The sequence below is a fragment of the Halorussus lipolyticus genome (assembly GCF_029338375.1).
Lineage (GTDB): Archaea > Halobacteriota > Halobacteria > Halobacteriales > Haladaptataceae > Halorussus > Halorussus lipolyticus.
Genome location: NZ_CP119804.1, coordinates 2,699,581 through 2,722,887, shown reverse-complemented (window position 1 = coordinate 2,722,887; position 23,307 = coordinate 2,699,581). Strand labels below are relative to the sequence as shown.

The 23,307-nt window shown below is 65.4% G+C and carries 22 protein-coding genes and 1 pseudogene; 12 read left to right on the top strand and 11 right to left on the bottom strand.

What is annotated here, in order from left to right; genetic code table 11:
• The first annotated feature begins 50 nt into the window (after positions 1-50).
• Entirely contained in the window at positions 51-794 is a 744-nt protein-coding gene (locus P2T57_RS13710) for a DUF8081 domain-containing protein (RefSeq protein WP_276299778.1), read from the top strand.
• A 25-nt stretch (positions 795-819) separates the two neighbouring features.
• On the opposite strand, the gene P2T57_RS13705 is transcribed toward P2T57_RS13710, so the two are convergent.
• From P2T57_RS13705 to P2T57_RS13695, 3 genes are read right to left on the bottom strand one after another with little or no spacing between them, the layout of a single operon-like run.
• On the bottom strand, positions 820-1,641 hold the full coding sequence (locus tag P2T57_RS13705; protein WP_276299777.1) for an ABC transporter permease: 822 nt from the start codon (positions 1,639-1,641) through the stop codon (positions 820-822).
• On the bottom strand, positions 1,638-2,498 hold the full coding sequence (locus P2T57_RS13700; RefSeq protein ID WP_276299776.1) for an ABC transporter ATP-binding protein: 861 nt from the start codon (positions 2,496-2,498) through the stop codon (positions 1,638-1,640). Before P2T57_RS13700 ends, P2T57_RS13705 begins: the two co-directional genes overlap by 4 nt.
• Entirely contained in the window at positions 2,495-4,441 is a 1,947-nt protein-coding gene (locus tag P2T57_RS13695) for a NosD domain-containing protein (RefSeq protein WP_276299775.1), read from the bottom strand. The genes P2T57_RS13700 and P2T57_RS13695 overlap by 4 nt, the downstream gene beginning before the upstream one ends.
• A gap of 138 nt (positions 4,442-4,579) precedes the next feature.
• Here P2T57_RS13695 and P2T57_RS13690 point away from each other — a divergent pair, with 138 nt between their 5' ends.
• Complete coding sequence (locus P2T57_RS13690; protein ID WP_276299774.1) at positions 4,580-5,248, top strand: nitrous oxide reductase accessory protein NosL; 669 nt, start codon at positions 4,580-4,582, stop codon at positions 5,246-5,248.
• A gap of 27 nt (positions 5,249-5,275) precedes the next feature.
• Here P2T57_RS13690 and P2T57_RS13685 read toward each other — a convergent pair whose 3' ends face one another.
• Positions 5,276-5,974: an SOUL family heme-binding protein gene (locus P2T57_RS13685; RefSeq protein ID WP_276299773.1), complete on the bottom strand. Its 699-nt coding sequence runs from the start codon at positions 5,972-5,974 to the stop codon at positions 5,276-5,278.
• 308 nt (positions 5,975-6,282) lie between these two features.
• Between P2T57_RS13685 and P2T57_RS13680 the strand changes: the two genes are divergently transcribed.
• The 3 genes from P2T57_RS13680 (at position 6,283) to P2T57_RS13670 (ending at position 7,780) form a co-directional block, all read left to right on the top strand.
• Positions 6,283-6,810, top strand: coding sequence for a hypothetical protein (locus P2T57_RS13680; RefSeq protein WP_276299772.1), 528 nt, complete (start codon positions 6,283-6,285; stop codon positions 6,808-6,810).
• A gap of 76 nt (positions 6,811-6,886) precedes the next feature.
• Positions 6,887-7,285: a 30S ribosomal protein S6e gene (locus P2T57_RS13675; protein WP_276299771.1), complete on the top strand. Its 399-nt coding sequence runs from the start codon at positions 6,887-6,889 to the stop codon at positions 7,283-7,285.
• Positions 7,286-7,339: 54 nt separating this feature from the next.
• The gene (locus P2T57_RS13670) at positions 7,340-7,780 is read left to right on the top strand and encodes a DUF7112 family protein (protein WP_276299770.1); all 441 of its coding nucleotides are present in this window, start codon (positions 7,340-7,342) and stop codon (positions 7,778-7,780) included.
• Between the two features lie 285 nt (positions 7,781-8,065).
• Here P2T57_RS13670 and P2T57_RS13665 read toward each other — a convergent pair whose 3' ends face one another.
• Complete coding sequence (locus tag P2T57_RS13665; RefSeq protein WP_276299769.1) at positions 8,066-9,115, bottom strand: RNA-guided endonuclease InsQ/TnpB family protein; 1,050 nt, start codon at positions 9,113-9,115, stop codon at positions 8,066-8,068.
• Positions 9,116-9,321: 206 nt separating this feature from the next.
• Here P2T57_RS13665 and P2T57_RS13660 point away from each other — a divergent pair, with 206 nt between their 5' ends.
• Entirely contained in the window at positions 9,322-10,380 is a 1,059-nt protein-coding gene (locus P2T57_RS13660; RefSeq protein ID WP_276299768.1) for a YhjD/YihY/BrkB family envelope integrity protein, read from the top strand.
• Between the two features lie 53 nt (positions 10,381-10,433).
• Here P2T57_RS13660 and P2T57_RS13655 read toward each other — a convergent pair whose 3' ends face one another.
• The 5 genes from P2T57_RS13655 to P2T57_RS13635 form a co-directional block, all read right to left on the bottom strand.
• Positions 10,434-10,574: a hypothetical protein gene (locus tag P2T57_RS13655; RefSeq protein ID WP_276299767.1), complete on the bottom strand. Its 141-nt coding sequence runs from the start codon at positions 10,572-10,574 to the stop codon at positions 10,434-10,436.
• Positions 10,575-10,703: 129 nt separating this feature from the next.
• The gene (gene alaS, locus P2T57_RS13650) at positions 10,704-13,502 is read right to left on the bottom strand and encodes an alanine--tRNA ligase (RefSeq protein ID WP_276299766.1); all 2,799 of its coding nucleotides are present in this window, start codon (positions 13,500-13,502) and stop codon (positions 10,704-10,706) included.
• Between the two features lie 179 nt (positions 13,503-13,681).
• Complete coding sequence (locus P2T57_RS13645) at positions 13,682-15,397, bottom strand: hypothetical protein (protein WP_276299765.1); 1,716 nt, start codon at positions 15,395-15,397, stop codon at positions 13,682-13,684.
• Complete coding sequence (locus tag P2T57_RS13640; RefSeq protein ID WP_276299764.1) at positions 15,394-16,197, bottom strand: ABC transporter ATP-binding protein; 804 nt, start codon at positions 16,195-16,197, stop codon at positions 15,394-15,396. The genes P2T57_RS13645 and P2T57_RS13640 overlap by 4 nt, the downstream gene beginning before the upstream one ends.
• 478 nt (positions 16,198-16,675) lie before the next feature.
• On the bottom strand, positions 16,676-17,707 hold the full coding sequence (locus P2T57_RS13635) for a replication factor C small subunit (RefSeq protein WP_276299763.1): 1,032 nt from the start codon (positions 17,705-17,707) through the stop codon (positions 16,676-16,678).
• A 169-nt stretch (positions 17,708-17,876) separates the two neighbouring features.
• Between P2T57_RS13635 and P2T57_RS13630 the strand changes: the two genes are divergently transcribed.
• From P2T57_RS13630 to P2T57_RS13605, 6 genes and pseudogenes are all read left to right on the top strand, one after another.
• Positions 17,877-18,941: a bactofilin family protein gene (locus P2T57_RS13630; RefSeq protein WP_276299762.1), complete on the top strand. Its 1,065-nt coding sequence runs from the start codon at positions 17,877-17,879 to the stop codon at positions 18,939-18,941.
• 42 nt (positions 18,942-18,983) lie between these two features.
• Positions 18,984-19,178, top strand: a pseudogene (samp2, locus tag P2T57_RS13625) (ubiquitin-like small modifier protein SAMP2); the annotation flags it as partial.
• Positions 19,179-19,265: 87 nt separating this feature from the next.
• The gene (locus tag P2T57_RS13620; RefSeq protein WP_276302113.1) at positions 19,266-19,814 is read left to right on the top strand and encodes a peroxiredoxin family protein; all 549 of its coding nucleotides are present in this window, start codon (positions 19,266-19,268) and stop codon (positions 19,812-19,814) included.
• Positions 19,814-20,230, top strand: a complete 417-nt coding sequence (locus P2T57_RS13615; RefSeq protein ID WP_276299761.1) for a GNAT family N-acetyltransferase — start codon at positions 19,814-19,816, stop codon at positions 20,228-20,230. The genes P2T57_RS13620 and P2T57_RS13615 overlap by 1 nt, the downstream gene beginning before the upstream one ends.
• Before the next feature lie 465 nt (positions 20,231-20,695).
• Complete coding sequence (locus tag P2T57_RS13610) at positions 20,696-20,896, top strand: hypothetical protein (protein WP_276299760.1); 201 nt, start codon at positions 20,696-20,698, stop codon at positions 20,894-20,896.
• Positions 20,897-20,954: 58 nt separating this feature from the next.
• The gene (locus P2T57_RS13605) at positions 20,955-21,572 is read left to right on the top strand and encodes a hypothetical protein (protein ID WP_276299759.1); all 618 of its coding nucleotides are present in this window, start codon (positions 20,955-20,957) and stop codon (positions 21,570-21,572) included.
• A 308-nt stretch (positions 21,573-21,880) separates the two neighbouring features.
• On the opposite strand, the gene P2T57_RS13600 is transcribed toward P2T57_RS13605, so the two are convergent.
• Positions 21,881-23,281: a phosphoglucomutase/phosphomannomutase family protein gene (locus tag P2T57_RS13600; protein WP_276299757.1), complete on the bottom strand. Its 1,401-nt coding sequence runs from the start codon at positions 23,279-23,281 to the stop codon at positions 21,881-21,883.
• Between the last annotated feature and the right edge of the window lie 26 nt (positions 23,282-23,307).

Genomic DNA, 23,307 nt, shown 5'->3' with positions numbered 1-23,307 from the left:
CCGCACCGCCATCTTCAGATTCAAATGCCCTCCCCGACCAGACACCGACAATGAATCCCGGTTCCGACCCGTTTCTCGTCGCCGTCAAGGACAGCGCGAGAGAGGCCAACAGACCAGTCAGACAACTCGTGCGCGAGGAGGGCGACCGACTCGAATTCGACTCGAAGGCCGAGGCCCACCGTCGCGCCAGAGACCTCTCGGCCGACAGCGAGACGGTGAAAGTCCAGCGGGCCGCACCGCAGGACCCCGAGGAGGTCGATGGCTATCTCGTGGCGTGGCCCGAGCGAAAGCGGTGGGACCCCGAGGGGTCGCCGACCGAGGGACTGACCTTCGACACCGAGGCCAACCAGTACGGCGCGCTCGGCGAGGCGGTGGTCTGCTCGCCCGAGGTCAACCCGCCCTTGCTGACCCACTTCGCGCGGGTGGACGCCGACCTCGCCGACCGCGAGGCCGACGACGTGCGCGTCGAACTCGACCGTGACCCCGAACCCGTCACCGTCGGCACGAGCAAGCGGTGGGAACCCGACTGTCGAGCAGTCGTCCGCCTCGGCCCGAACCGGCCGGTCCTGACCGAGTACTGGTGCGAGGTCAAGGCCGGAGACGGGTCGTTCGAGCGAAGCCAGCGCGAGGCGATGGCTGTCAAGGCCCGCGAATCGACGGTCCTCAAGATTCGCGTCGAGTTGGACGACCTGCCCGAGAGTTACACCGCGTGGGTCCGGAAGGTCGAACCCGGAGAGGGCGGCAGTGAGGACGATTCGTACCGCATCAACGCCAGTCTCGGCGACTTCTCGTAGGAAGAACCCCGTTTCCGAGCCTCGACTACCGCCGCGTCCCAGACCAGACCGTCACGACCGCCACCGCGAGCGCGCCGACCAACCACGCCAGCAAACCGAGGACGCTCGCTGTGGGAGACGCCGCGGGTGCGCCCGACGCGACGCCGCCGACAACTATCTCCAGCACGAGGCCGCGGAAGGCGCTGTTCGGACTCAGCGCGAGGACGACATCAAGTCCGCCCTCGGGAACGACCCCGCCCGCGAGGCCCGCGACGATGCTCGCGTCGAACCCGACCACCAGCGCGACGCCGAGGGCAATGGCCACGACGAGACCCGAGCGCGTCGTTCCGGCAGTGGTGGACACCGCCAGCGCGGCCGCCATCAGAACCAGCGCGAACAGCGAGGTGAGCGCGACGAACCGCAGGTAGACCAGCGGCGAGTCGGTCGCGGCGTGGGAGGCGATGACCTGCGTCCCGACGCCGCCGAACGCGGGCACGAGGAGCGCCACCGCCAACAGGGGCGCGACCACCGCGACCAGCAGGGCGGCCGCGCGCCCCAGATACACCCCGAGGACGAACGTCGCCCGCGAGACGGGGTAGGTCCGAATCACGTCGAGTTCGCCCCGCTCCTCGTCGCCGAGGACCGACCGGTAGCCGAAGGCCAGCGCCAGCGCGGGCACCAGCACCTCGACCGGCGTGAGCAGGTCGAGGACGAGGGGAACGTAGCCGATTGGGTCCGCGGTCCACGCCAGCACCGCCACGACGAGCGCGAACCCGCCGGCCAGCGCGAGGAAGGCCCGCGTCCGGACGACGGTACTCAGTTCCCGACCGACGACCGCGAACGCCCGGTCGAGCGACCGACGATTCACTCGTCGTCACCTCCGGTGGACCGAACGCTCGCCGAGGGTGCGGTCGAGTCGGCCGCGTCCTCGGCATCCGCTTCTTCCGTGCGCTTCGCGCTCCCGACGCTGACCGCGCCCTCCTCGCCGCCCGTGAGTTCGAGGAAGGCCCCGCGGAAGTCGTCGGTCTCGGTCCGGGCCACGAAGTCCGCTGGCGACCCGGACATCACCACGTCGCCGTGGTCGAGGAGCAACACGTCGTCGGCCTTCCCCGCGCCGGTCAGGTTGTGGGTCGCCAGCAGAATCGCCATCCCGTCGTCCGCGAGGTCAGCCACCACGTCGAAGACGTACTCGGTCATCCGGGGGTCTAGGTCGCCGGTGGGTTCGTCCAGCACGACCAGTCCGGGGTCGCCCAGTATCGCCTGTCCGACTCCGAGGAGTCTGGTCATCCCGCCCGAGAGGGCGTCCACCCGGCGGTCGGGCACCGACGACAGGCCAACACGGTCGAGGACGGCCGAGACGTTCACCTCCTTGTCCAGCAGGTCGGCGTAGAACTGAAGGGTCTCCTCGACGGTGAACGTCGGTCGAAAGGCGGGACTCTGTGGCAGATAGCCGATTCGACGCCCGCTGTCGGGCGACCGGTTAATCGCCACCCGGCCCTCGTCGGGGGCGAGCAGACCGAGGACCGCCCGCAGGAGCGTGGTCTTGCCCGACCCGTTCGGCCCGACCAGCGCGGTGACGCTCCCCTCAGCGACCGAAAACGAGAGGTCAGCGAACACGTCCACGTCGCCGAACGAGTGGCCGAGGTCCGCGACTTCGAGGACCTGCGTCTGGTTGCCTCCCTCCGCTACCTCCCGTTCGCCGTCGGACTGAGTGGGGTCTGTCATTGCGTTCCTCCCGTCTGATTCGCGCCAGTCGCGTTTGCCGCGCCGGTCTCCTCGGCCACGATTTCCGGCCGAACCGGGTCAGCCAGCGGTGCCTCGTCCACGACCCCGTTGGGTCGGAGGCCGGGGACGACGCCCTGAAGCGCCCGGAGCGCGGACAGCGCGGGCGAGTCCGCCAGCGTCTTCGCGCCGGACACCTCGTCTACCCGGCTATCGACCGGGCCGGTCGGGTGGAAGGACCGCTCCAGCACGCCGTCGCCGTCGGTGTCGCCGCCGGGCGCGCCCGACCAGTAGTTCCCCCGGCCGTCGGCGGTCCAGACCCGGAGCGGACCGAGCATCGAGGAGACGTACTCGTCGTTGTCAACGAAGTCGTTCTCGGTGACTAGGTTGGTCGGGATGAGCGACGACGCCCGGAACCCAACGTCGTTGTCGACGACGACGTTGCGCTCGTAGATGGAGGTTTTCGAGGGCGCTTCGATGCCGTAGTGGTTGTTCACGACCACGTTATCGGCGACGTAGGACGCCCGCCCGCCGACGTTGACGCCCGAGTAACTGTCTCGGACCTCGTTGCCGACGATGAGGTTGCCCTCGGGTCGCGTCATCACGACCACGCCCATGCTCGCCCCCGAGGCGGTGTTGTTCGCCACCAGCGCGTCGGATGTGTACATCTCGTGGACGCCGAATCGCATCCCGCCCTCGCCGACCATCCGGTTGTTCCGAATCACGATGCCGTCCGCGAGGTGGGTGTAAACCCCGTCTCGCCCGCCGACGAACGTCGAGTTCTGGACGACGAGTTCCGAGCGCATCACCATCACGCCCATGAAGCCCTCCTGCCAGTCGTCGCTCCCGTTGACTCGCACGTCGTCTACGACGGTGTGCTGGCTCCAGCGCACGACGACACCGTTCGCCGGGGTGTCCACCGTCACGTTTCGGACCAGCGACTCGTTCGCCGAGTCGAGGGTGATGCCCGCGTCCCCGTACCCGTAGCCGAGTTGGACGCGGTAGTCCCACTGGTCCGAGCGATTCGTCGAGAGGTTTTCGGCCGAGAGGGTGGTGCCGACGCCCGAAATCCGGAGGTCGGCGACTGCCACGCGCGAGGAGATTGCGGTCACGACAGTTCCGTTTCCGTTCCCCCGGAGGAGCGTCGCGTCGCCCGCACCGCGGAGCGTCAGGGGCTTGTCGATGGTGACGTTCGCGTCGTAGGTCCCCGGCGGGACGCGGACGGTCGTATTTGGCGGGGCAGTTTCGACCGCTGTCGAGAGCGTCGGGGCGTCATCGCCGACCACGACAGAGACCGGCCGGTCGAGGAGCGACTCGGTGTCAGCGACCCGGCGGTCGGCCCACGAGTGGCGATTGCGGACCTCCTGCTGGAAGGCCTCTCGGGTCGCGGCCCCGGTGCCGAACGACAGCGAGCGAATCTCGTCCCAGCGCCGGATTTCGCCGCCGTACTGGTCGGCGAACTCCTCGGCAGACGCCTTCGAGGAGTATGGTACAATTGTTTCCCCTGCGGGCGTTCGGGCGCGACTCCCGACGACGAAGTACGCCTCGTCGGCAGGCACCCACCCGACATAGGTCGAAGGGTTGTCGGGTCGCCGGAGGAGTCCGTCGTCGCCGACCCGCAGTTTGGCCTCGGCGTAGTCGCTGACGTAAATCGTGAGCGGGACGCCGAACTGGCGGGTGTGGCCCTCGCGGCCGAGTTCGTCCACCAGCGAGGTGACGCCGTGGTAGCCGACGACGTATCGATATTGAGAGTAGAACACTTCTGCGCGCGGGATTTCGATGTCCCGCTCGTGTGCCTGAACGGTCGCGGCCGCCGTCATCCCCATGTCGATGGTGTCGGAGAACGGAACGGGGTCGGGGCGCTGTGCGCCCACGTCAACGGCGAACGAGGCGCTACTCACCAGCAGGAAGGCGAACAGGACGGCGAGGACGTGTTTCGGGTTCATCTCGGAACTGGGCGACGGTCCGCAGGGGAACGCGTCTCGGGAGCGTATAGACACCGCTCACTTTTACCCCCTTCTCTCGATTATCGGTTTCCGAGAAACACGCAAGGCGTATTGTGCCGCTGGTTCAAACCTACGCGCATGGACTCTCGGGACGGAGGCGGACCTCGCCGCCACCACACGCTCGACCACGGCCACGACTGCGGAGATAGCCACGGCGAAGACGGGACCCACACCGATGGCACCGACCAACGACGCCGGAGCGTCCTCCGGGCCAGCGCACTCGGCGTCACGGCCTCGCTCGCGGGGTGTCTCGGCGGTCTGACTGGTGACGGTGGCCAAGCACCGGCGGCAGTTCCGCTCGCCGGAGACCTCGCCTGCGACGTCTGCGGGATGGTCATCGGGAAGCATCCCGGCCCGAACGGCCAGATTTTCTACGGGGACAACAGTCCGGAGGGCCACGACAACCCGGCGCGCTTCGACTCGCTGAAGCGGTGTTTCTTCCCGTACAAACTCGAACACGAGCAGATGGGCTGGAACATCGACGCCGCCTACGTCACCGACTACTCGTCGGTCGAGTACGACGTTTCGACACAAGGCAGTGCGACGACCATCTCGTCGTTCACGGACCCCGAGTCGTTCGCCCGCGCCGAGGACCTCAACTACGTCGTGGACAGTGAGGTCGAAGGGGCGATGGGTCCGGACTTCGTACCCTTCTCGAACGACGAGGACGCCGCCTCCTTCGCCGACGAGTACGGCGGTGAAGTCGTCGAGTACGGCGACATCGGCGAGGCCCTCGTCGGGAAGTAGCGTCGGGCGTTCGGAGTTCGGTTTCGGCTACGTTTTCTCGACGGCCTCGTGGTCCACCTCGACCGCGACCTCGTTCCGGCGCATGAACGGCGGCGTCCACGGGTCGTCGTACTGGAGGAGCGTCGGTCGGGTCCGGGGTTCGATACCGCGCGCGTCGAGGGCGTCGAAGAGCGCGTCTCGATGCCGGCGAACCCGGTCCTCGGTGGCGTACCACGAGAAGGACTCGACGGCGAGCGTCCGGGCCGGTTCGACCGCGAGTCGGACCGCGGTGTCGGTCGGAATCGGCGCATCGCCCGGCCCGTAGTCGGCCGGAAGGTAGAACGCCATCGTGACCTCGCCCGAACCGGACTCGGTGCGGACCGGCGTCGTCATCGAAATCTCCTCGCCCTCGGATTCGACGGTCTCGCTTCGCCGGGTTCGGACCGGCGCGGTCATCGGGAGTTTCGCGCCCTTGCTCGCCACTGGGGCGGTCATCGCCACCTCGTCGCCCGATTCGTTCTCGCCCGAGATGTACCGGAACAGTCGGTTGAACGCGGTGGCTTCGTCCTCGGCGGTGGTCTCGGCGAGGACGAGTCTCGGGTAGCGCCGGAGTTCCACGCCGTCGAACTCGGCGACGGTTTCGGAGGGGACCTCCTCAGTCGAGCGGTCAACGTAGGCACCCCACCCGACCCACGCTGTGAGGAGGCCGCCAGCGCCGGCCAGCAGTGCCTTGGTTCGAGTTCGCATAGGTCAGGTACGGCACGGACAGGGAAAAGTTTCCACGCTAAATTGAACGGCCGGAGCCGAGCGACCCCCGTCGTGACGACCGGGCTGAACAGCAGAATCGGACCGGAGTGTAGTAGATTCTGCACGTCGCAACCCGGTAAGAGAAATCGATACAATTGTAACAGAACCATATATAGAGTTTAAAGAAATGTATAGTTGTTCGAGGGTCGGGTCTGCGACGACGGAGGGCTACGTCTCCCGCTATCGGTCCGGCGCGGCCGAAGCGGGCCGCAGACCGAACTAAGTCGCTTCGGGTCGAACCATCGTCCATGAAGGTGACACGATTAGCCCTCCCGCTCGCGCTCGTCGCGCTGGCCGTTCTGGCCGGGTGTGCGACCGTTTCGACCGACGAGACCGAGACGACGCCGATACCCACCGGGAGCCAGACGTTCACGGTCGAGATGACGGGCGACTCGTCGGCGACCTACGTGGTGACCGCGCGCCTCGTCGCCGACCCCAACGAGGCCGTCGCCGTGACCTACGCCAACGGGACGAACCGGACCGTCTCGGTGCCGCCGGGGCAGGGCGCGGTCACGTTCGGCCCCGAATCGGGCGCGACCCGCGTCGAACCGCGAAACGAGACGGTCGGGGGCGTCTTCTTCGAGGGGACGGCCAACTTCTCCGTGACGGACGAGGACGTGCCGGCGACCGGAAACGCGGTCTTCACCGTCCGGCGGAAGGGCGAGGAGGTCCTCACAGCGTGGGGGTTCGTCAGGTGCGACGGCCACGTCGCCGACCTCTCGCTGAGCGTCACCGCGTCGGGCGTCTCCGGCGTCGGCCTCGGGTGCGAGTTGTGACGAGGAGTCTTCCGGAACCGCTGGGGTGCCGGGGCACTTCGACGTATTTTTAGGGAGCGTCCTCTTTTTCTTCCGTATGGCAGACTTTCAGGTCGTCGTCGCGGACCCCGACTCCGGGGCGACTTACCAGCGCGACGTGGACGGACAGGACGCGAACCGATTCCTCGGCAAATCCATCGGCGAGGAAGTAGACGGCGATGCGCTCGGTCTCGACGGCTACACGGTCGAGATTACCGGCGGTTCCGACTTCGCGGGTCGCCCGATGCGCGGCGACGTGTCCGGACCGAACCTCAAAGAAGTCCTCCTCGACGGCGGCGTCGGCTACGAACCGTCCCGCGACGGCGAGCGAAAGCGCGTGACCGTCCGCGGCGGCGAGGTCAGCGACGCTGTTGCTCAGCTTAACGTCAAAATCACCGAGGCCGGCGAGGGGTCCGTAGAGGACCTCCTCGGCGACGGCGACGGCGACGACGAGTAGATTTCGACCGCAGGCGTTTTCTCTCTCACCCTCTTAGGCCCGATAGCATCCGCTATGGCCGACCGTATCCCGAGCGACCACTCCTCGCTGACGACAGTCCGGGCGACCCTCGCCCAGAGCGGCGGACTCGACCGCCCGAAGATAGAGATTCCCGACGACGACGCAGACCAGTTTCCCGACGGCGAACTCGTCCGGGTTGTCGCCGACGACACCGAGTACCGCGCCCACATCGAGACGCCTCTGACCGCCGACGGCAGAGAGATTCGGGGCCTCTACGACTCGCCGAGCGTGGCCCGCGACCCCGAAAGCGGCGACAACCGACTCGGCGACTGGGCCGACAACACCGGCGTCGAGTTCGGCCAGTCGGTCCTCGTGGACGTCATCGAGGCCGGATTCAAGTACGGCCTGCGCGAACCCGGCGAGCGGGCCTTCTACGAGGCCACCGAGTCGCCCGACGACAATCTGGCCGACATCGCCCAGCAACTCGACGGTTGACATCCTCCCCGCCCTAAAGGGCGAGGATTCCCCGAAGGGGATATTCAGGTTGCGCGTTTCCTCGGGCCTCAAGTACGCTTTCGCGTGGGCCGTCAACAGTCGCCACCGAGTTGTGACCAACGGTGTGCTTTCCAGCGCGTGTAGCCCTGTCAATGGGGCCTTCCTCCCCGCATACAGCGAGCGTCAACAGCGTGGGACAACGTCCCACGAGCAATCGGGCATAGCCCGATGACGACGGCTGGCTATTCAACCAGCGAGGTAGCACGGTTCGCCTCACCCGAAGTGTTAGGCCGTGCATGGTTCTCCCTCCCGTTGTGCGATGTTCTCCGACGCGTTCAGGTCGGCGTGGCGTCCACGGTTGCACTCCGAACACGAAAAGTGGTCGCCATCACGGGTCCCCATCGAACCACACGCCGAACATCGCTGGCTGGTATGGTAGGCGTCAACCTTCTCGACGCGAATACCAGCGCGTTCGGCCTTGTACGTGATGAACTGTTGGAGTTGGTGGAAATGCCACGAGTGGACGCCCGACCACGAACTGTTCTCGCGGATACCTTCGAGGTCTTCTATCCGAATGACGGGGTTCTCGAACTGTTCCGCGAACGTGATGAGACGACGGGAGAGTTTGTGGTTCAAGTCCTTGATTCGACGCTGTTCTTTGTCACCCACACGGTTCCGTGCGCGAAGCGCACCCGCTTCCGAAAGCGAATCGCGTAGGGAACGATATTTGCGCCGAACGTACTTCGCCTCACCACCAGACACCAGCAGTGACTCATCTTCGCCGTAGGCCGTCACAGCGAGGATGTGCCGTTCACCAATATCGACACCAATGGGCGTCTCGCCCGACGTGTCGGCGTCGTAATTGATGTTGAACGTACAGTACCAGTCGTCGCCACGGCGGTACACTTGTAGGCGTGTCTTCTTGGCGTCCCCTTCGACCAGTCGGTCTACGGGGTCAGCAATGTCGTCGTACACTTCTATCGGGGTGTACCACCATTGGGAGACGCATGGGAAGCCGACGACGACCGTTCCGTTCTCGGTCGTGTCAATCTCCCAGTTCTGATTGTTGACGGCGAACGGCTGACTCTCTCGGTAGCGAACCTCTCCGTCCTTGTTGTGGTCGGACTTCGCCTCTCGAATGGCTTGATTCTGAATGGCCGAGTAGAGTCCGTTGTTGATGCTGGCCGTGGTCACGGATTTGTCGAAGTCGCCGTTCTTCCATCCGTCGATGCAGAACTGTTTGATGTCCCGGTAGAGACGAGAGGCGTGTTGCCACTCTTTCCGCCGTGAGAGGGATGGATTGTGGAACTTCGTGGTGATAGTCACCGTGACCATTACGTTTATAATTAGTCACAATTTCCTAAATATCTGTTGGAATATCAGGTCGTACTATTGTTGGTAGATTGTGTAGCCGATTGTCGGATTCATCCCCGCCCTGAAGCGCGGGGCTTTCTCCTCGTACTTCCGTAAGTCGGGGCCTCCGTCGTACGTCCGCCTGCCGAGGCAGAGACGTTTTGTTGTGTGCCATCTTGTAGCAAGGCATGGGGGTGCGCGACGACGCGGAGCGAGTCGTGCGGAACTCGTGGCGGGAGGTCCAAGCCGAGGACATCACGTTCATGGCCGGGAGCATCGCGTACCACGCCTTCGTCTCGATGCTCCCGCTCCTCGTGTTCCTCCTCGTGGTCCTCTCTGCGGTCGGCAACGAGGCGTTCACCGCCGAACTGGCCGCGGTCACCGAGCAGTTTCTGACCCCCTACGCTCGGGACCTGCTGGTCGAATCGCTCGACGTGACCTCCGCGAGGACCGGCGTGTCGCTCGTCGGGGCCGTGACCCTGCTGTGGGGCATGTCGAAGATTTTCCGAAGCCTCGACGTGGCGTTCTCGAAGATTTACGACTCCCAGCGCGAGAAGACGCTCCTCGGCAAGGTCGAGAACGCGCTGGTCGTCTTCTTCGGACTCGGGGTCGCGGTCCTCGCGTTCCTCGCTGTCGGAGCGGTGTCCGCGCTGGTCCCAACCCTGCCGTATCCGGCCGTGCTGAATCCCCTCCTGCTCGTCGTCGGCCTCGCCGTCGCCTTCCTGCCGATTTACTACGTCTTCCCCGACGTGGACGTGACGCTCCGAGAGGTCGTCCCCGGCGTGGTCGTCGCCGCGCTCGGGTGGACCGTCTTGGAGAGCGCGTTTCAGGCCTACGTCGCCTACGCCGGCCGGTACGAGGCCGTCTACGGCACGCTCGGGAGCGCCTTCCTCCTGCTCATCTGGCTCTACTTCAGTGGTCTGATTCTGCTTCTCGGCGGCGTCGTCAACGCTGTCCTCGCGGGCCGGACCGGCGACCGGAACGCCCTCGACGGAACCGACGACACCGGGACCGAGGCAGTCGGAACCGAACCCCGCCACATCGGAGGAGACACCGCCGAGGCCGACGGCGGAACTGGGGGCGACGAGCGACCCGACGCCGACACGCGGGACCTCGAACGACGAGTTCAGCGACTTGCCGCCGAAAACGAACGCCTCAAGCGTGAGAACGCCGACCTGACCCGGAAACTGACTCGACGTCGCGGGTCGATTCTGATGCGAGCGAAACAGTGGCTGTTCGGCGAGTGACGAGGCGGCGGCAACCGGAGCGTCGAAAACGAGGAGCGCGGGGGAAGCGGGGGTCAGTCGGCGTAGAAGTCGGTTAGCAACTGCTCTAACTCGTAGTCACCGTCGCTCTCGTCAGAGACTACACGGGGATTGTCGTCGTCGTCGTCCGAGAGCGCGTCCACAGAATCGGGTGCCGAAGGCTGGTCGGTTGTCACGTTTGTACTCCATCCGAGTGTAGGGACGCTGGTAACTTGAGTATGTTGTGGGACTCAGTACGTGGGAATTACTGCCACCATATATAGAAAAATAGCAAAAAGAGGGTGAAAAGAGGTTCTACGGGCGTTTCAGGCGTTCAATACCTGCTTCAGCACTTCGGGGGCCTCGTCGAGGGCCTCGTCCAGTTTCTCGGCGTCGGGACCGCCGCCCTGCGCGAAGTCCGGCGGGCCGCCACCGCCGCCGCCGACCTTCTGGGCGAGTTCGCCGACGACTTCGCCGGCGTTGACACCCACGCCGTCGGGCACTGCGACCACGAACGTCGCGCCGTCTGCACCGCTTCCGATGACCGCGATTTTGCCCTCGTCCACGAGAGCGTTGGCAGTCGCCCGGAGTTCGTCCATGTCGGCGTCGAGGCGCTGGACGACTGCGGTCGCCTCGCCGACTTCGACCTCCTCGCCGCCTCCGCCGCCGGAGGCCCGCGCCTCGGCGAGTTGTTCCTTGAGGTCCTCGATTTGCTTGCCCCGGTCCTTCCACTCGTCGAAGAACCGCTGAGCGGTCTCGGGGACCTCCTCGGTGGCCACGTCGAGGATGTCCGCGGCCTCGGCGAGCGCGGTTTCGGTGCGCTGGGTGGCCTCGATGGCGGCGTCGCCGGCCGCGAAGGTGAGTCGCTCCACGCCGTCTTGGACGCGCTCGGTGTTCAGAATCTTGATGGTGCCCACGTCGCCGGTCCGCCGAACGTGGGTCCCGCCGCAGGCCTGCACGTCCTCGGAGACGTGGATGAGGCGGATGTTCTGGCCGGCCGGAATGCCGCCCTGATAGAGGTCGAAGCCGTACTCCTCCTCGGCCTCGTGGCGGTTGGGCCACTCCTGTTGAACCGTGGTGTTCTCCATCACGAGTTCGTTGGCCACCATCTCGATTTCCTCTTTGGTCTCGCGGTCGATGCGCTCGTAGTGGCGCACGTCGATGCGAGAACTGTCGATTCCCTTCTGGGCACCCGCCTGCCGGACGTGTTCGCCCAGTACCTCGCGGGCCGCGTGGACGACGAGGTGGGTCGCGGTGTGGTGGCGCATCAGGCGACGACGGCGCTCGCGGTCGATTTTCCCGCGAACGATGTCACCCTTGCCGACCTCGGCGTCGGTCCGGTGGAGGACCACGCCGTTTTCGATTTGCACGTCGCTGACTTTGACGCTCGCGTCGTCGGTGGTGAGCGTCCCGCGGTCGGCGGGTTGGCCGCCGCCCTCGGGGTAGAACATGGTCTGGTCCAGCACCACGTCGTACATCGTCTCGCCGTCTTCGCCCTCGCCTTCTCGCTCGAACACGTCGAGGACGACGGCCTCGAAGTCGGTGCCGTACTGGTCCTCGTAGTACTGGCGCTCGGTCTTGGGCAGGTCGGCGAGTCGGTCGTCCTCGTCTTCTTCGTCCTCGAAGGCTTGGCCGCCGTCGTGGCGCGAGGCCACGACGCTGTAGAAGTCGTCGGGCACGTTGACCGCGGTGCCGAAGTCGCTGGCTATCTCCTCGACCATATCGGGTTGGATGCCGTGGGAGTCGTAGAGTTCGACCAGTTCGTCGGTCGGGATGGGTTGGCCCTTCTCGGCGTACTCCTTGGCGAGGCGTTCGACCCGACGACCGCCCTGTTCGAGCGTCTCGCGGTACTTCTCGACCTCGGTGCGAACGATGTCGCGGATGGTGTCGCGGTTCTCGTAGTCGAGGCGCTCGGCCTGCATGTCCACGAGTTCGTCAAGCGGGGCGTCCACGCCCACGTTGTCGCAGAGGCGCTTGGTCCGGCGCAGAACCATCCGGGCGAGATAGCCCGTGCTGACGTTGCTCGGGACGATGCCGTCGCCGAGCATGTACGCCAGCGTCCGGCAGTGGTCGGCGATGGCGTAGATGTCTTCGAGGGGTTCGAGGAGACTTTCGAGTTCCGCGGTCGAAACGTCCAGTTCGCGGGCGATGTTGTCGCGGGCGGCCTCCATGTCCTCGGCCTCGTCGATGTCCATGTGGCCGGCGAGTTTGGACGCGCGGTGGACGAGGGTCTCCTCGTCGTCGGTGTGGTCGATGCCCGCGTTGTCCTTGAGGAACGAAATCATCTCGGGATAGACGGCCTCGTAGACGGTCGGGGTGCCTTGGCTGACCCACGTCCAGCGTTCCAGCCCGTAGCCGGTGTCCACGACGTAGGTGTCCATCTTGGAGTACCGGTTACCGTCCTTCATCTCGTACTCGCCGTCGGGGTCCTGCTCCATCGACATGAAGACCAGCGTGGCGAGTTCCGCGCCCTTGTAGATGACCTCGATTGCGGGTCCGGCGTTGCCTCCGCCGACCCACGGGTCCTCGATGTAGGTGATGTCCTCCAAGTCGGCCCCCATCGACTCGAAGAACTCGTCGCAATACTGGACCGTCTCGTCCTTCCAGTAGACCTCGCCCGAGTAGGCGTACTGGTCGGGGTCCTCGATGTCGTCTCGGGCGTTGAACGCGTGGTGGGCCATCATCTCGAAGGCCATCGTGTGACGCCCGGTCTTGCCCACGTTGTCGATGTCCTGCATCCGGATGCAGGGTTGGCTAATCGTAAGGGGGTTGGCGGGCGGCGGGGTCTGGCCCGAGGTGACGAGCGGCTGGAAGTCGTAGATGGACGCTTGGGTCAACAGTACGTCGTCGCGCCACCGGTTGGCCGCGACCGGGTAGGGGTCGATTCGCTCGTGGTCGTTGTCCTCGAAGAACGAGAGGAAGGCCTCTCGCATCTCCTCTAAGGTGTGTTGTTCCGGGAATCCGGGGTCGTCGATGAACTGGTAGTTCTCGCAGGGCGGTTCGCCGCAAGTCGTGCGGTCGGTGTCGCGCGTCCAGAAGAAGTCACCGCAGTCGGTACACTCCTTCCTGACGAAGCCCTCGTCCTCGAAATAATCGAGGCGGTACTCCTCCTCGAGTTCGCTCATATTATGCGTAAGTCGCCAACGAACGGGTAAAACAGTTCCGCAACGTGTGAGCGCGTCCCGCGTCCCGACCGCAGTCACGTCTGACGAGGACAGCCGGTCGAAAAGCAGTGGAGAAATAATCACAGTTGTTTAAGAAATATTCTATTGTGTTAAAAGAGTATATATAATCCCCCAGATACTCAGTCCACGGTGAACTCCTCGAACTCCCGCGTCGCGTACCGGTAGGCCGCCGCCGGTCCGAGGAGGCCGACCGACACCCCGAGGCCGGCCCCGAGTCCGGTCACGACCACCTGCGGGAACCCGACCAACCCGCCGACGAATCCCGCAATCGGCGGCACCAGAACGACTACCGCGCCCACCGCGCCGCCCAGCAACGCAATGGAGTAGGCCGCGAACGCGCCCTTGCTCGGCATCGTAATCTCCCTGCTCCGGAACACCTCGACTGTGCCGAACCGCGGAAAGAGGACGCCCACGCCGACCGCGAGTGTCGCCCCGGCGACGACGAGGAGCGCGCTCACGCCGGCCAACGCAATCCACCGCGCGGGGTCGAGCGGACTCAGCGCGCCGGCAACAGCGACTGCCGCGGTCACGACCGGAACCCCGACCAGCGTCGCCGAGACGACGTGCCCGACGACGAACTGCCGACCCGAGACGCCCGACAGCAGGGTGGCGGGCAGGACCGCGCCCTCGTCGCCGAGGGGGTTCAGGACCATCGCGCCGACCGCCCACGCGCCGTAGAGCGCGACCAGCGCGGGCAGGGAGGTCGGGACGCCGCTCTCGAACGCAGACCGGAGCGGCGCGTAGAGGAAAAAGAGGGGATAGGCGACGTAGAGGAGTCGAATCGGCGTGCGCTTGGCCCGCCGCCACGCGGACAGCGTGACGGTGCGAGTCGGTCGGGCTAGCACGCCGTCGAACGCCGAGAGTGCGCGCTCGCCGATGCTCGCGCTCTCTGCTCCCGATTTCGCCGAGGTCGGCGCTCCAGTGTCGGTCGTCCCGCCGGGCGCGACCCGTCCGTTCCGGTCGGCGTGGGCCTCCGCCGACGGTTCGTCGCGCTCTACCTGCGCCCGGTCGGCGTACCACAGCGTCGTCGCCGAGCGAATCCCGACTCCTGCGAACGTCGGGAGCAAAATCCCGGCCAGCGCCCCCGCGCCGAGGACGTGGACCGGAACGGCCTCGATGCCCGGCAGACCCAACAGAACGGCGTCGCCGAACCACGCCAGCGGCGTGTTCCGGAGCGTGCGCTGGAGGAGCGAAATCACGTCGTTGAACGCTTGGGACGTGACCCCGAGGAAGTAGAGGCCGAACGCGACCACCAGCAGGGCGGTCTTGTGCCGGGCCAACCACGGCGAGCGCATCGTGGCCCACTTGACGCCGATGCCGACCGGAAAGCCGATGGACAGCGCCACAGCGAGCAGAATCCCGGCGGTCGCGGGGACGGCGACGAGGGGTGTAACCACGCCAGCGCCGACCGCGAGCGCGGTGGCAATCGTCACGACCGGAATCGCCGCGACCAGCGCCATCCGGGCGTACTCCGCCAGCAGGAGGCCGAGCGCGGCGTCCCGCGCCGGAACGGTCGTCAGAATCCCCTCGGGCGAGTCGAGTTCGCCCTTCTTGCCCGCGGTCCGGGCGGCGGACAGCACCGCGAGGCCGACCCACCCGACCGCAGTCGCGCCGCGAACCGCGTCGAGGACCGGAAACTCGAAGGGAATCGCAGGGAGCGACTGGCCGAGTCGGTAGGCCAGAAACCCGCCGCCGACGGTCGGCAGGGCGACCCAGAACAACAGCGCGACCCCGAACGCCGCGGTCCGGGTGGTGCTGGACCGGACCGCCCGGACGCTCCGGCGAACTTCCACCCGCGCGATTCGGACCGCGTGCGAGAGGTCGGGCGTCCTCATCGCGCGAACCCCGAGCGTTCCGCGGCGTCCTCGGTCGGGCGCTCGCTAGTCACTTCGAGGAAGACCTCTTCGAGCGTGGACTCCTCGCCGGATTCGGCCCGGTGGGTCAGCGACTCGGGCGACCCCTCGGCCACGAGTCGGCCCTCGTGGAGGACGCCCACCCGGTCGGCCAACTCCTCGACCACCGGGAGGATGTGCGTCGAGAGGAAGACGGTCATCCCCTCCTCGCGGAGTTCCGAAATCAGGTTCCGAACAGTCCGGGCCGCGCGGGGGTCCAACCCCGAGGTGGGTTCGTCCAGAAACAGCACGTCGGGGTCGTGCAGGACGGCCTGAATCAGCGCGGTCTTCTGTTTCATCCCCTTCGAGTAGGTCGAGATGCGGTCGTCGGCGTCGTCCGCGAGGTCGAATCTCGCCAGCAAATCGCGGATTCGCTCGTCGGCCACCGATTCGGGCAGGTCCCGGAGTCCCGCGATGTACGCCAACTGCTCGCGGCCGGTCAGTTCCTCGTAAATCGGTGGCTCCTCGGGCAGGTAGCCCAGATGCCCGACCACCGCGTCCCGGTCGGTGATGGGTTCTCCAGCGACCCACGCCTCGCCCGACGAGGGCCGGGTCAGCGTCGTCAGCATCTGCATCGTGGTGGTCTTGCCCGCGCCGTTCGGCCCGAGGAAGCCGAAGACCTCGCCCCGAGCGACCGAAAACGTGAGGTCCCGAACCGCGGCGTCGTCGCCGTATCGCTTGGTCAACTCGTCGGTTCGGATTGGTGGCTCGGCAGAATCGGGAGCGTTCGACCCGTGGCTCATGCTGACCGATTCACCGACGAGCGACAAAAAACTGATTCGCCGCGGTTCGGTCGGCCGTCGGTCGTTCGCCTGTCAGTCGTCTGCTACCGACGACGCTGTGTCCTTGACTGTGGACGCAGGCGAATCCGACCGCGCGCTGAGCGGTTCGGACCCGCAGTTCACGCAGGCGAAACTGTCATCGACGGTTTTGACGACGGGCGCGTTGCATTCGATGCACTTGAGCCTCGCGTCCCGTACCTGTCGCGGATAGCGTCCCATGATGTACTCCCGAACAGGTACACCGGTCCGGAGTATAAGCCAGACGGCCGTTCGAAACCGTTCGCCGGGATAATGCGGCGTTTCCCGGACCGAGCGCGGATTTCGAATCGCGGAACGTTCCGGAAGTATCGCGGAGAAACTGCGGTCTCACCGAAACGGCCGATTGTGACGAATCAGTCCCGCGCTAACGCCTCGCCGCGACGCCGGCCAATCGCGACCCTCACCGGTCTTCCAGCGACAGCGACGCCAGCAGGGCCTCCAACTGGACGCGCTCGTTCGCCCCTTCACTGATTCGGTAATCGACTTCGCCCACCCGGTCCATCAGGCGGACGGTGGCCTCGTCGTCCAAGTCGAACTCCCAGACCGACCGATGGAGTTGGTCGATGATGTCGCCGCCGGCCATCCCCTTCTCGGTCAGCATCTCGTCCAACTTCTTGCGGGCCTTGCTGAACTCGCCGTCGATGGCGCGGCGGACCATCTCCTCGATTTCCTCGGGCCGGGCGGTGCTGGTGATGGAGAAGACAGCCTCCTCGTCCACGACTTCGCCCATCACGGCCGCGGCCTGCAAGGCGTTGATTGCCTTGCGCATGTCGCCGTCGGCGGCGTAGACCAGCGCCTCGACGCCCTCCTCGGTCGTCTCGATGTCCTCCTGCTCGGCGACTTTCCGAATCTGCTCGGTGACGCCCTCGTCGGAAATCGGGCCGAACCGGAAGGTCGCACACCGCGACTGGATGGGGTCGATGATTTTGCTGGAGTAGTTACACGAGAGGATGAACCGGGTGTTCGACGAGAACTGCTCCATCGTCCGGCGAAGCGCCGATTGTGCGTCGGAGGTAAGCGAGTCGGCCTCGTCCAAGAAGATGATGCGGTAGTTGTACCCGCCGAACGACGACCGCGCGAAGTTCTTGATGCGGTCCCGAACCACGTCGATGCCGCGCTGGTCGGAGGCGTTGAGTTCGAGGAAGTTGCTCTCCCAGTCGTCGCCGTAGAGTTCCTTGGCGATGGCTACCGCCGAGGTCGTCTTGCCGACGCCCGCCGGTCCCGAGAACAGTAAGTTCGGCAGGTCGTCGCGTTCTACGTAGCGACTCAGGCGCGCCGTGATGTCGTCGTGGCCGGCCACCTCGTCCAGTCGCTGGGGCCGGTACTTCTCGATCCAGATTTCGTCCCGCCCGGCGTCGGGGGCCGGTTCGTCACTCCCGGTTGCCTCCTCGGCGTCACCCGCCTCGTCGGCCTCGTTCTCGACCTCGGTCATGTGACAGAGCAAGGGCTTGCCGGTCTTAAACTCCCCGAGGTCGCGGCAGGTCGAAATCTCGGTTACGGGTCGAGCGTCGGCCCGGCGGGACGGCGGTAGGAGGCACTTAACCCACCAGCGGAGCGAAAACCGGGCAATTACTATTTGTCGGGAAATGGACAGAGGAGATATGGACAAGCGACTCGTGGCGCTGTTCGCTGTGCTGGTGGTCCTCGCCGCAGTGCCAGCGCCCGCCGCGGCCGAAGTGACGCGGACCGGCGGCACCGTGGTCGTCGAGGAGGACGAGACGATAGACGACGACCTGACCGCGTTCGCCGGGACGGTCATCGTCCGAGGCACCGTCGATGGCGACTTGACCGCCTTCGCCGGTGACGTGTTCGTGGAGGGTCGGGTGACCGGCGACATGACCGCGCTCGGCGGCAACGTCAGAATCGCCGGGGAAGTGACGGGCGACGTGGATGCGGTCGGGGGCAACGTCGTCGTCAGCGAGGACGCCCTCGTCGGCGGGCAACTCGAAGGCGCGGCCGGGAACGTCGTCGTGGAGGGCGAGGTCCAGCAGGGCGTTCGGGTCGGCGCGGGAACCATCACGCTCGGGCCGAACGCGGTCGTCGGCGGGGATTTCGTCTACGACGGCGACTTGAACCGGGCGGAGGGCGCGCAGGTCGCTGGCGAGATTCGCCAAGAGTCCGACATCGGTCTCGACCTCGGGTTCACCGGGCCGCTGGTGCCCAACTGGGTCGGGTGGGTGTACGGCTTCCTCGTCAACCTCGTCCTCGGCGCGGTGGTCCTGCTCGTCTTCCCGCGGTTCTCCGGGGGTATCGCTGACAGAGCGACCGCAGACCCCCTGAAGTCCGGCGGAGTCGGTCTCCTGCTGTTCGTCGGGATTCCCGTCCTGATGGTGATTCTGTTCGTCTCGCTGGTCGGGATTCCGTTGGGCCTCATCTTGGCGCTGGTCTACGCGCTGGTGTTATGGCTGGGGTACGTCTACGGCGCGTTCGCGGTCGGAACGTGGCTCCTCGGGATGGCGGATACGGGCGGGCGATGGCTGGCGCTGTTCATCGGCCTCCTGCTGGCCGCGATTGTCGGATTCGTGCCGATTCTCGGGGGTCTCGTCCAGTTCCTCGTCCTGCTACTGGGACTGGGCGCGCTGGGTCTGGGCGGTCGGAGTCAGTACCAGCGACGACGGGCGGACCGCGACCGGGAGTCGGATGTCGGCTCTGAGCCGATGTCGTAGCACCCCGACACGCTTACCACCCGCGCCGCGGAAGAACCGGGCATGAACGTGACAGTCGAGGTCGTCGGCGAGGAGAGCCACGACCTCGAAGTCGAGGACGCGACCTACGCCGACCTGCTGGCCGAAGTGGGCCTCAGTCCCCACGAGGTCTCGGTGATGGTGGACGGTCGGCCGGTGCCCGAGGACCAACCCGTCGAGGCCGACCACGTGAAGGTCCTGCGACTCATCAAGGGCGGGAGCGGGCCAGAAGACGCTGAGGGCGGTCTCGGGCCGGAGTCCGAAACCGCCGGGTCGGCGTTCGACCGCGAGCGCGACGAGTTGGGCGTGAGCGAACTCGATTTCGAGTTGCCCAACGCCGGGGCGGGACCGGACCCCCTCCGACTATCGGCGCTCGCCGAGCGCAAGGGCGACCGGACCGTCGAGAGGAGTCCGGCGAGTCGCCTGCCGGGGGAAAACGACGCCGTAGTCCTGTTCTTCCAGCGCGACTACCACTGCCGGAACTGCCGCGAGCAGGTGCAGGCAGTCGCCGACCGCTACGACGAGTTCCGCGACCGGCGGGCCGCGGTGGTCTCGGTCCTGCCCGAGTCGCGGAAGAAAGCCGAGAAGTGGCAGAAGAAACTCCACCTGCCCTTCGCGCTGGTGGCCGACGAGGAGAAGACGGCGGGCGACCAGTACGGCCAACCCACCCGGTTTGGCAAGTTGGGAAAGCTCTCGGACCTCGTGGGTCGGATGCCGGAAGTCGCGGTGCTGGACGCCCGCGACGGGAATCTGCGACTCCACGCGGTCCACCGCGGCGACAGTCCGGGCGACCGGCCCTCGGTGGACGACGTGCTGGCGATGGTCGATAGGATGCTCGAAGACGACTCGGAGTGATGGCCCGCGAGACGAGCGCCGGGAGCGCCACGGTCCGAGAGGCCGATTCGGGCGACCGACTCGGCGTGCGCCGAGTCCTCGACGCCGCGATGCTGGACGTTCGGGACGACCTCGGCGAGCGAATCGACGCCGAGGACGTACTGGTCGCAGACGAGGGCGAGAGCGATTCGATTCTGGGCGCGCTGGTCCTCGTGCCCCGGAATCGGGGCGCGCACATCGACGCCGTGGCGGTCCGGCGAGCGCGCCGGGCACAAGGCGTCGGAAGCGCGCTGGTCCGGACTGCGGCCGAGCGCCGCGCCCCGCTGACCGCCGAGTTCGACCCCGGCGTGCGACCGTTCTACGAGTCACTCGGCTTCGAGATTGCGCCGGTCGAGGACGACGGGAATCGGCTACGAGGTCGGTACGACGGGGAGTGACGTGAGAATAGGGTAGATTCTGACCGGCGTGCGCGAGCAACGCGCGCGAGGGACGAGGACCGCAGGGTGTGAGCGAATGCGAACCCCGAGGCTGGCGAGACGCGCCGCGTCTCGCTGATCTGCGAACGTGGTTCGCAGAGACCGCAGGAGGGTGGGGAGGACGAGGTGCGGTGCTGTGCGGGAGACGGCAATGCTCAAGCCTGAAGTTAGCCTCGTTTTCACTTCACCGTTGGCCCGCTTCGTTTCCAATCTACTGCTGGTCCACGCGAAGCGCAGGGATGCGGCGACTCGCAGAACCACTCGACGGCCAGAAGAATATTTATGGTTTGTAAAGAAATAATTTTCTTTCCTAAAGCCCCATATACAATTCTCTATCGCCTCTCATCTGCCTGAACTTGCGCCAACGCTGAATCACGAGACCCAGAATCCAACAGAGCCAACTGTCCGGACTCCGGTCTCAATCGCATGGACGAAACGCGACGCCGACGATTGGCGGTCATCTGGGCCGCGTTCTCGGTCGTAATGGCCTACGTCACGCTCGCGGATGGTGTGGAGATGGGGACTAGTGACCTCCTCGGCGGGGTCGCGGTGGCGATAGGCCTCGGGTTGGCGTACCTCTACTACGCGAATCCCAGCGGGATGTTAGACTTCGGGGAATCGGAGTAGGATGTTAGACTAAAATCCGAAGTGTTATTGTTCCAGTTTAATCATAGTCGAACAATCCGTGAGCGACGACGAAGAGAAACTGACAGTAGAGTCTTCACTGTACGCCCTTCGGTTGAGTCACGACAAATTGAACGAAACACTCGAAGGTCAAATCGACGAGGCAGAACACATTGATACAAAGGCCATGTCGCTCCTTCGGGTATCGTTCACATTTTCTGGAGTTGTGGCCGCAATCGCCTATTATATCGCTCGACAACGAACTGATACGACCCTCGGGACCGTCGATAATCCCTTTACGTATGCTGGAGTTCTATTCGGCGTTCTGAGTGTCTTCGCGGCATTTGGGACTGTCTACCATACGAAGTTAGAAACCGAAATTACGGTCGATGATATTACCAAACAGGCAACATTCGGCCGAAAGGAAATGTTCGTAACGTTTGTTCAAACCTATCCAAAATACATCGCCAGAAATGACGAGAGACTAAACAAAGACAGGGCATTACTCTCTATTTCACAAGCGTTACTGGCTATTTCCGTCGTTTCCACTATTATTAGTGGTGTAGTTTACGTGAACAACCGTTCCTTCGAGTTTTACGGAATTCTCGCAGTCACGTTCGTCGTCGGGTGTATAGTAGGTCTTTTTGTCGCGCTTCTGCTGGCTATTGTCAAACTGTGAGCGATGGAAAGGAAGACTGGGAGAAAATGACACACGTTTTGTCAGGACTAGGTATCAGTTGAACATTCCTTCCAGCATCGTCCTAACATATATATGGAATAGCGTCTTAGCTACCAATATGACCGAAGCCGAACGCCACCGAGAGGAGGTCAAAAACTCCGAGGGCCGCGTCCTGACGAATCGACCGGACTGGTCTGCCCTGTTAGCACGTGCGTTCGACCGGTAATCTCGGCTTTTCTCTTACCGTTTGCGAGTCGGTTAGGTGTTTTCTGGGCGCTTTCTACGTGACTTCCGTCGAACCGACGAAATTACACCAGCGGTTCGACCAGTCCGCGCCCGGCGTCCAGTAACTCCGACACTCTGTCCTCGCTATCAGCCTCGGCGTAGACCCGCATCTTGGGTTCGGTCCCGCTCGGCCGGACCAACAGCCACGACCCGTCTTCGAGGAGAATCTTGAACCCGTCGGTGTCGTTGACCGTCTCGACGCGCTCGCCGGCCACCTCGTCGGGGAGTTCGGCCTCCAAGTCGGCCAGCACGTCCTCCTTGCGGTCGTCGGGGCAGTCCACGCTGACTTTCGACTGGTGAATCTCGCCGAACTCGTCCAGCAGGGCGTCCACTCGGTCGTCGTAGGACCGCTCGTTCTCGACCGCACCCGCCAGCAAGGCCATCAGCACGCCGTCCTTCTCGCGGACGTGGCCCCGGATGGAGAACCCGCCGGACTCCTCGCCGCCGATGAGGGCGTCTGACTCCTGCATCGCCTCGGCGACCCACTTGTAGCCGACTGCGGTCTCCACTACGTCCTCGCCGTGGGCCTCGGCCACCCGGTCCACGAGGAAGGTGGTCGAGACGGTCCGGACCGCGGGACCCGAGTCGTCTTCGAGGAGGTAGTCGTAGGTCCCAGCGAAAAAGAGGTTCTCGTCCAAGAAGCCTCGGTCGGGGGTCACGATAGCGATGCGGTCCGAGTCGCCGTCGTTGGCGATGCCGAGGTCGGCGTCCTTCTCGCGGACCGCCTCGACCAACCCCTGCAAGTTCTCGGCGCTCGGTTCGGGGTTCGTCCCGCCGAACTCGGCGTCCTGCTCACAGCGCCGCCGGTGGACGGTCGCCCCGGCGCGTTCCAGCAGTTCGTCGGTGAACCCTCTGCCCGACCCGTGCATCGCGTCGTAGACGACTTCGAGACCCTCCAAATCCGCGTCGGCGTCGGGACCGACGCCCACGAGGTCGAAGACGTGTTCGGCGTAGGGTTCGAGGAGGTCCTCCTCGCTGACCGTTCCGTGGTCCTCCTCGGGGAGCGCGCGGGGTTCCGCGATGCGAGCCATGATTTCGTCCGTGACCTCGGGGAGCGCGGGCGCGGCGTCGTGGGGGAAGAACTTCACGCCGTTGTAGTTCGGCGGGTTGTGAGAGGCCGAGACCACCAGCGCGCCCGCCAAGTCGCGGTCGGCGATGGTCCAGACCGCCAGCGGCGTCGGGCAGTCACGGGGCGGAATCAAGGCGTCGAAACCGTTGACAGCCAGCACGCGGCACAACTCCTCGGCGAATCCCCGCGAGGTCTCGCGGGCGTCGTACCCGACGGCGACGGTTCCCTCGTCGCGGTCTTCGACCTCGCGCAGGTAGTCGGCGACTGCCTGCCCGACCATCCGGACGCGAGGAGCGGTGAACTCGTCCAACGTGGCTCGCCAGCCGTCGGTTCCGAACGAAATCGGCGTCTCCATATCCGGAAGGACTGCGCCCGCGCCGA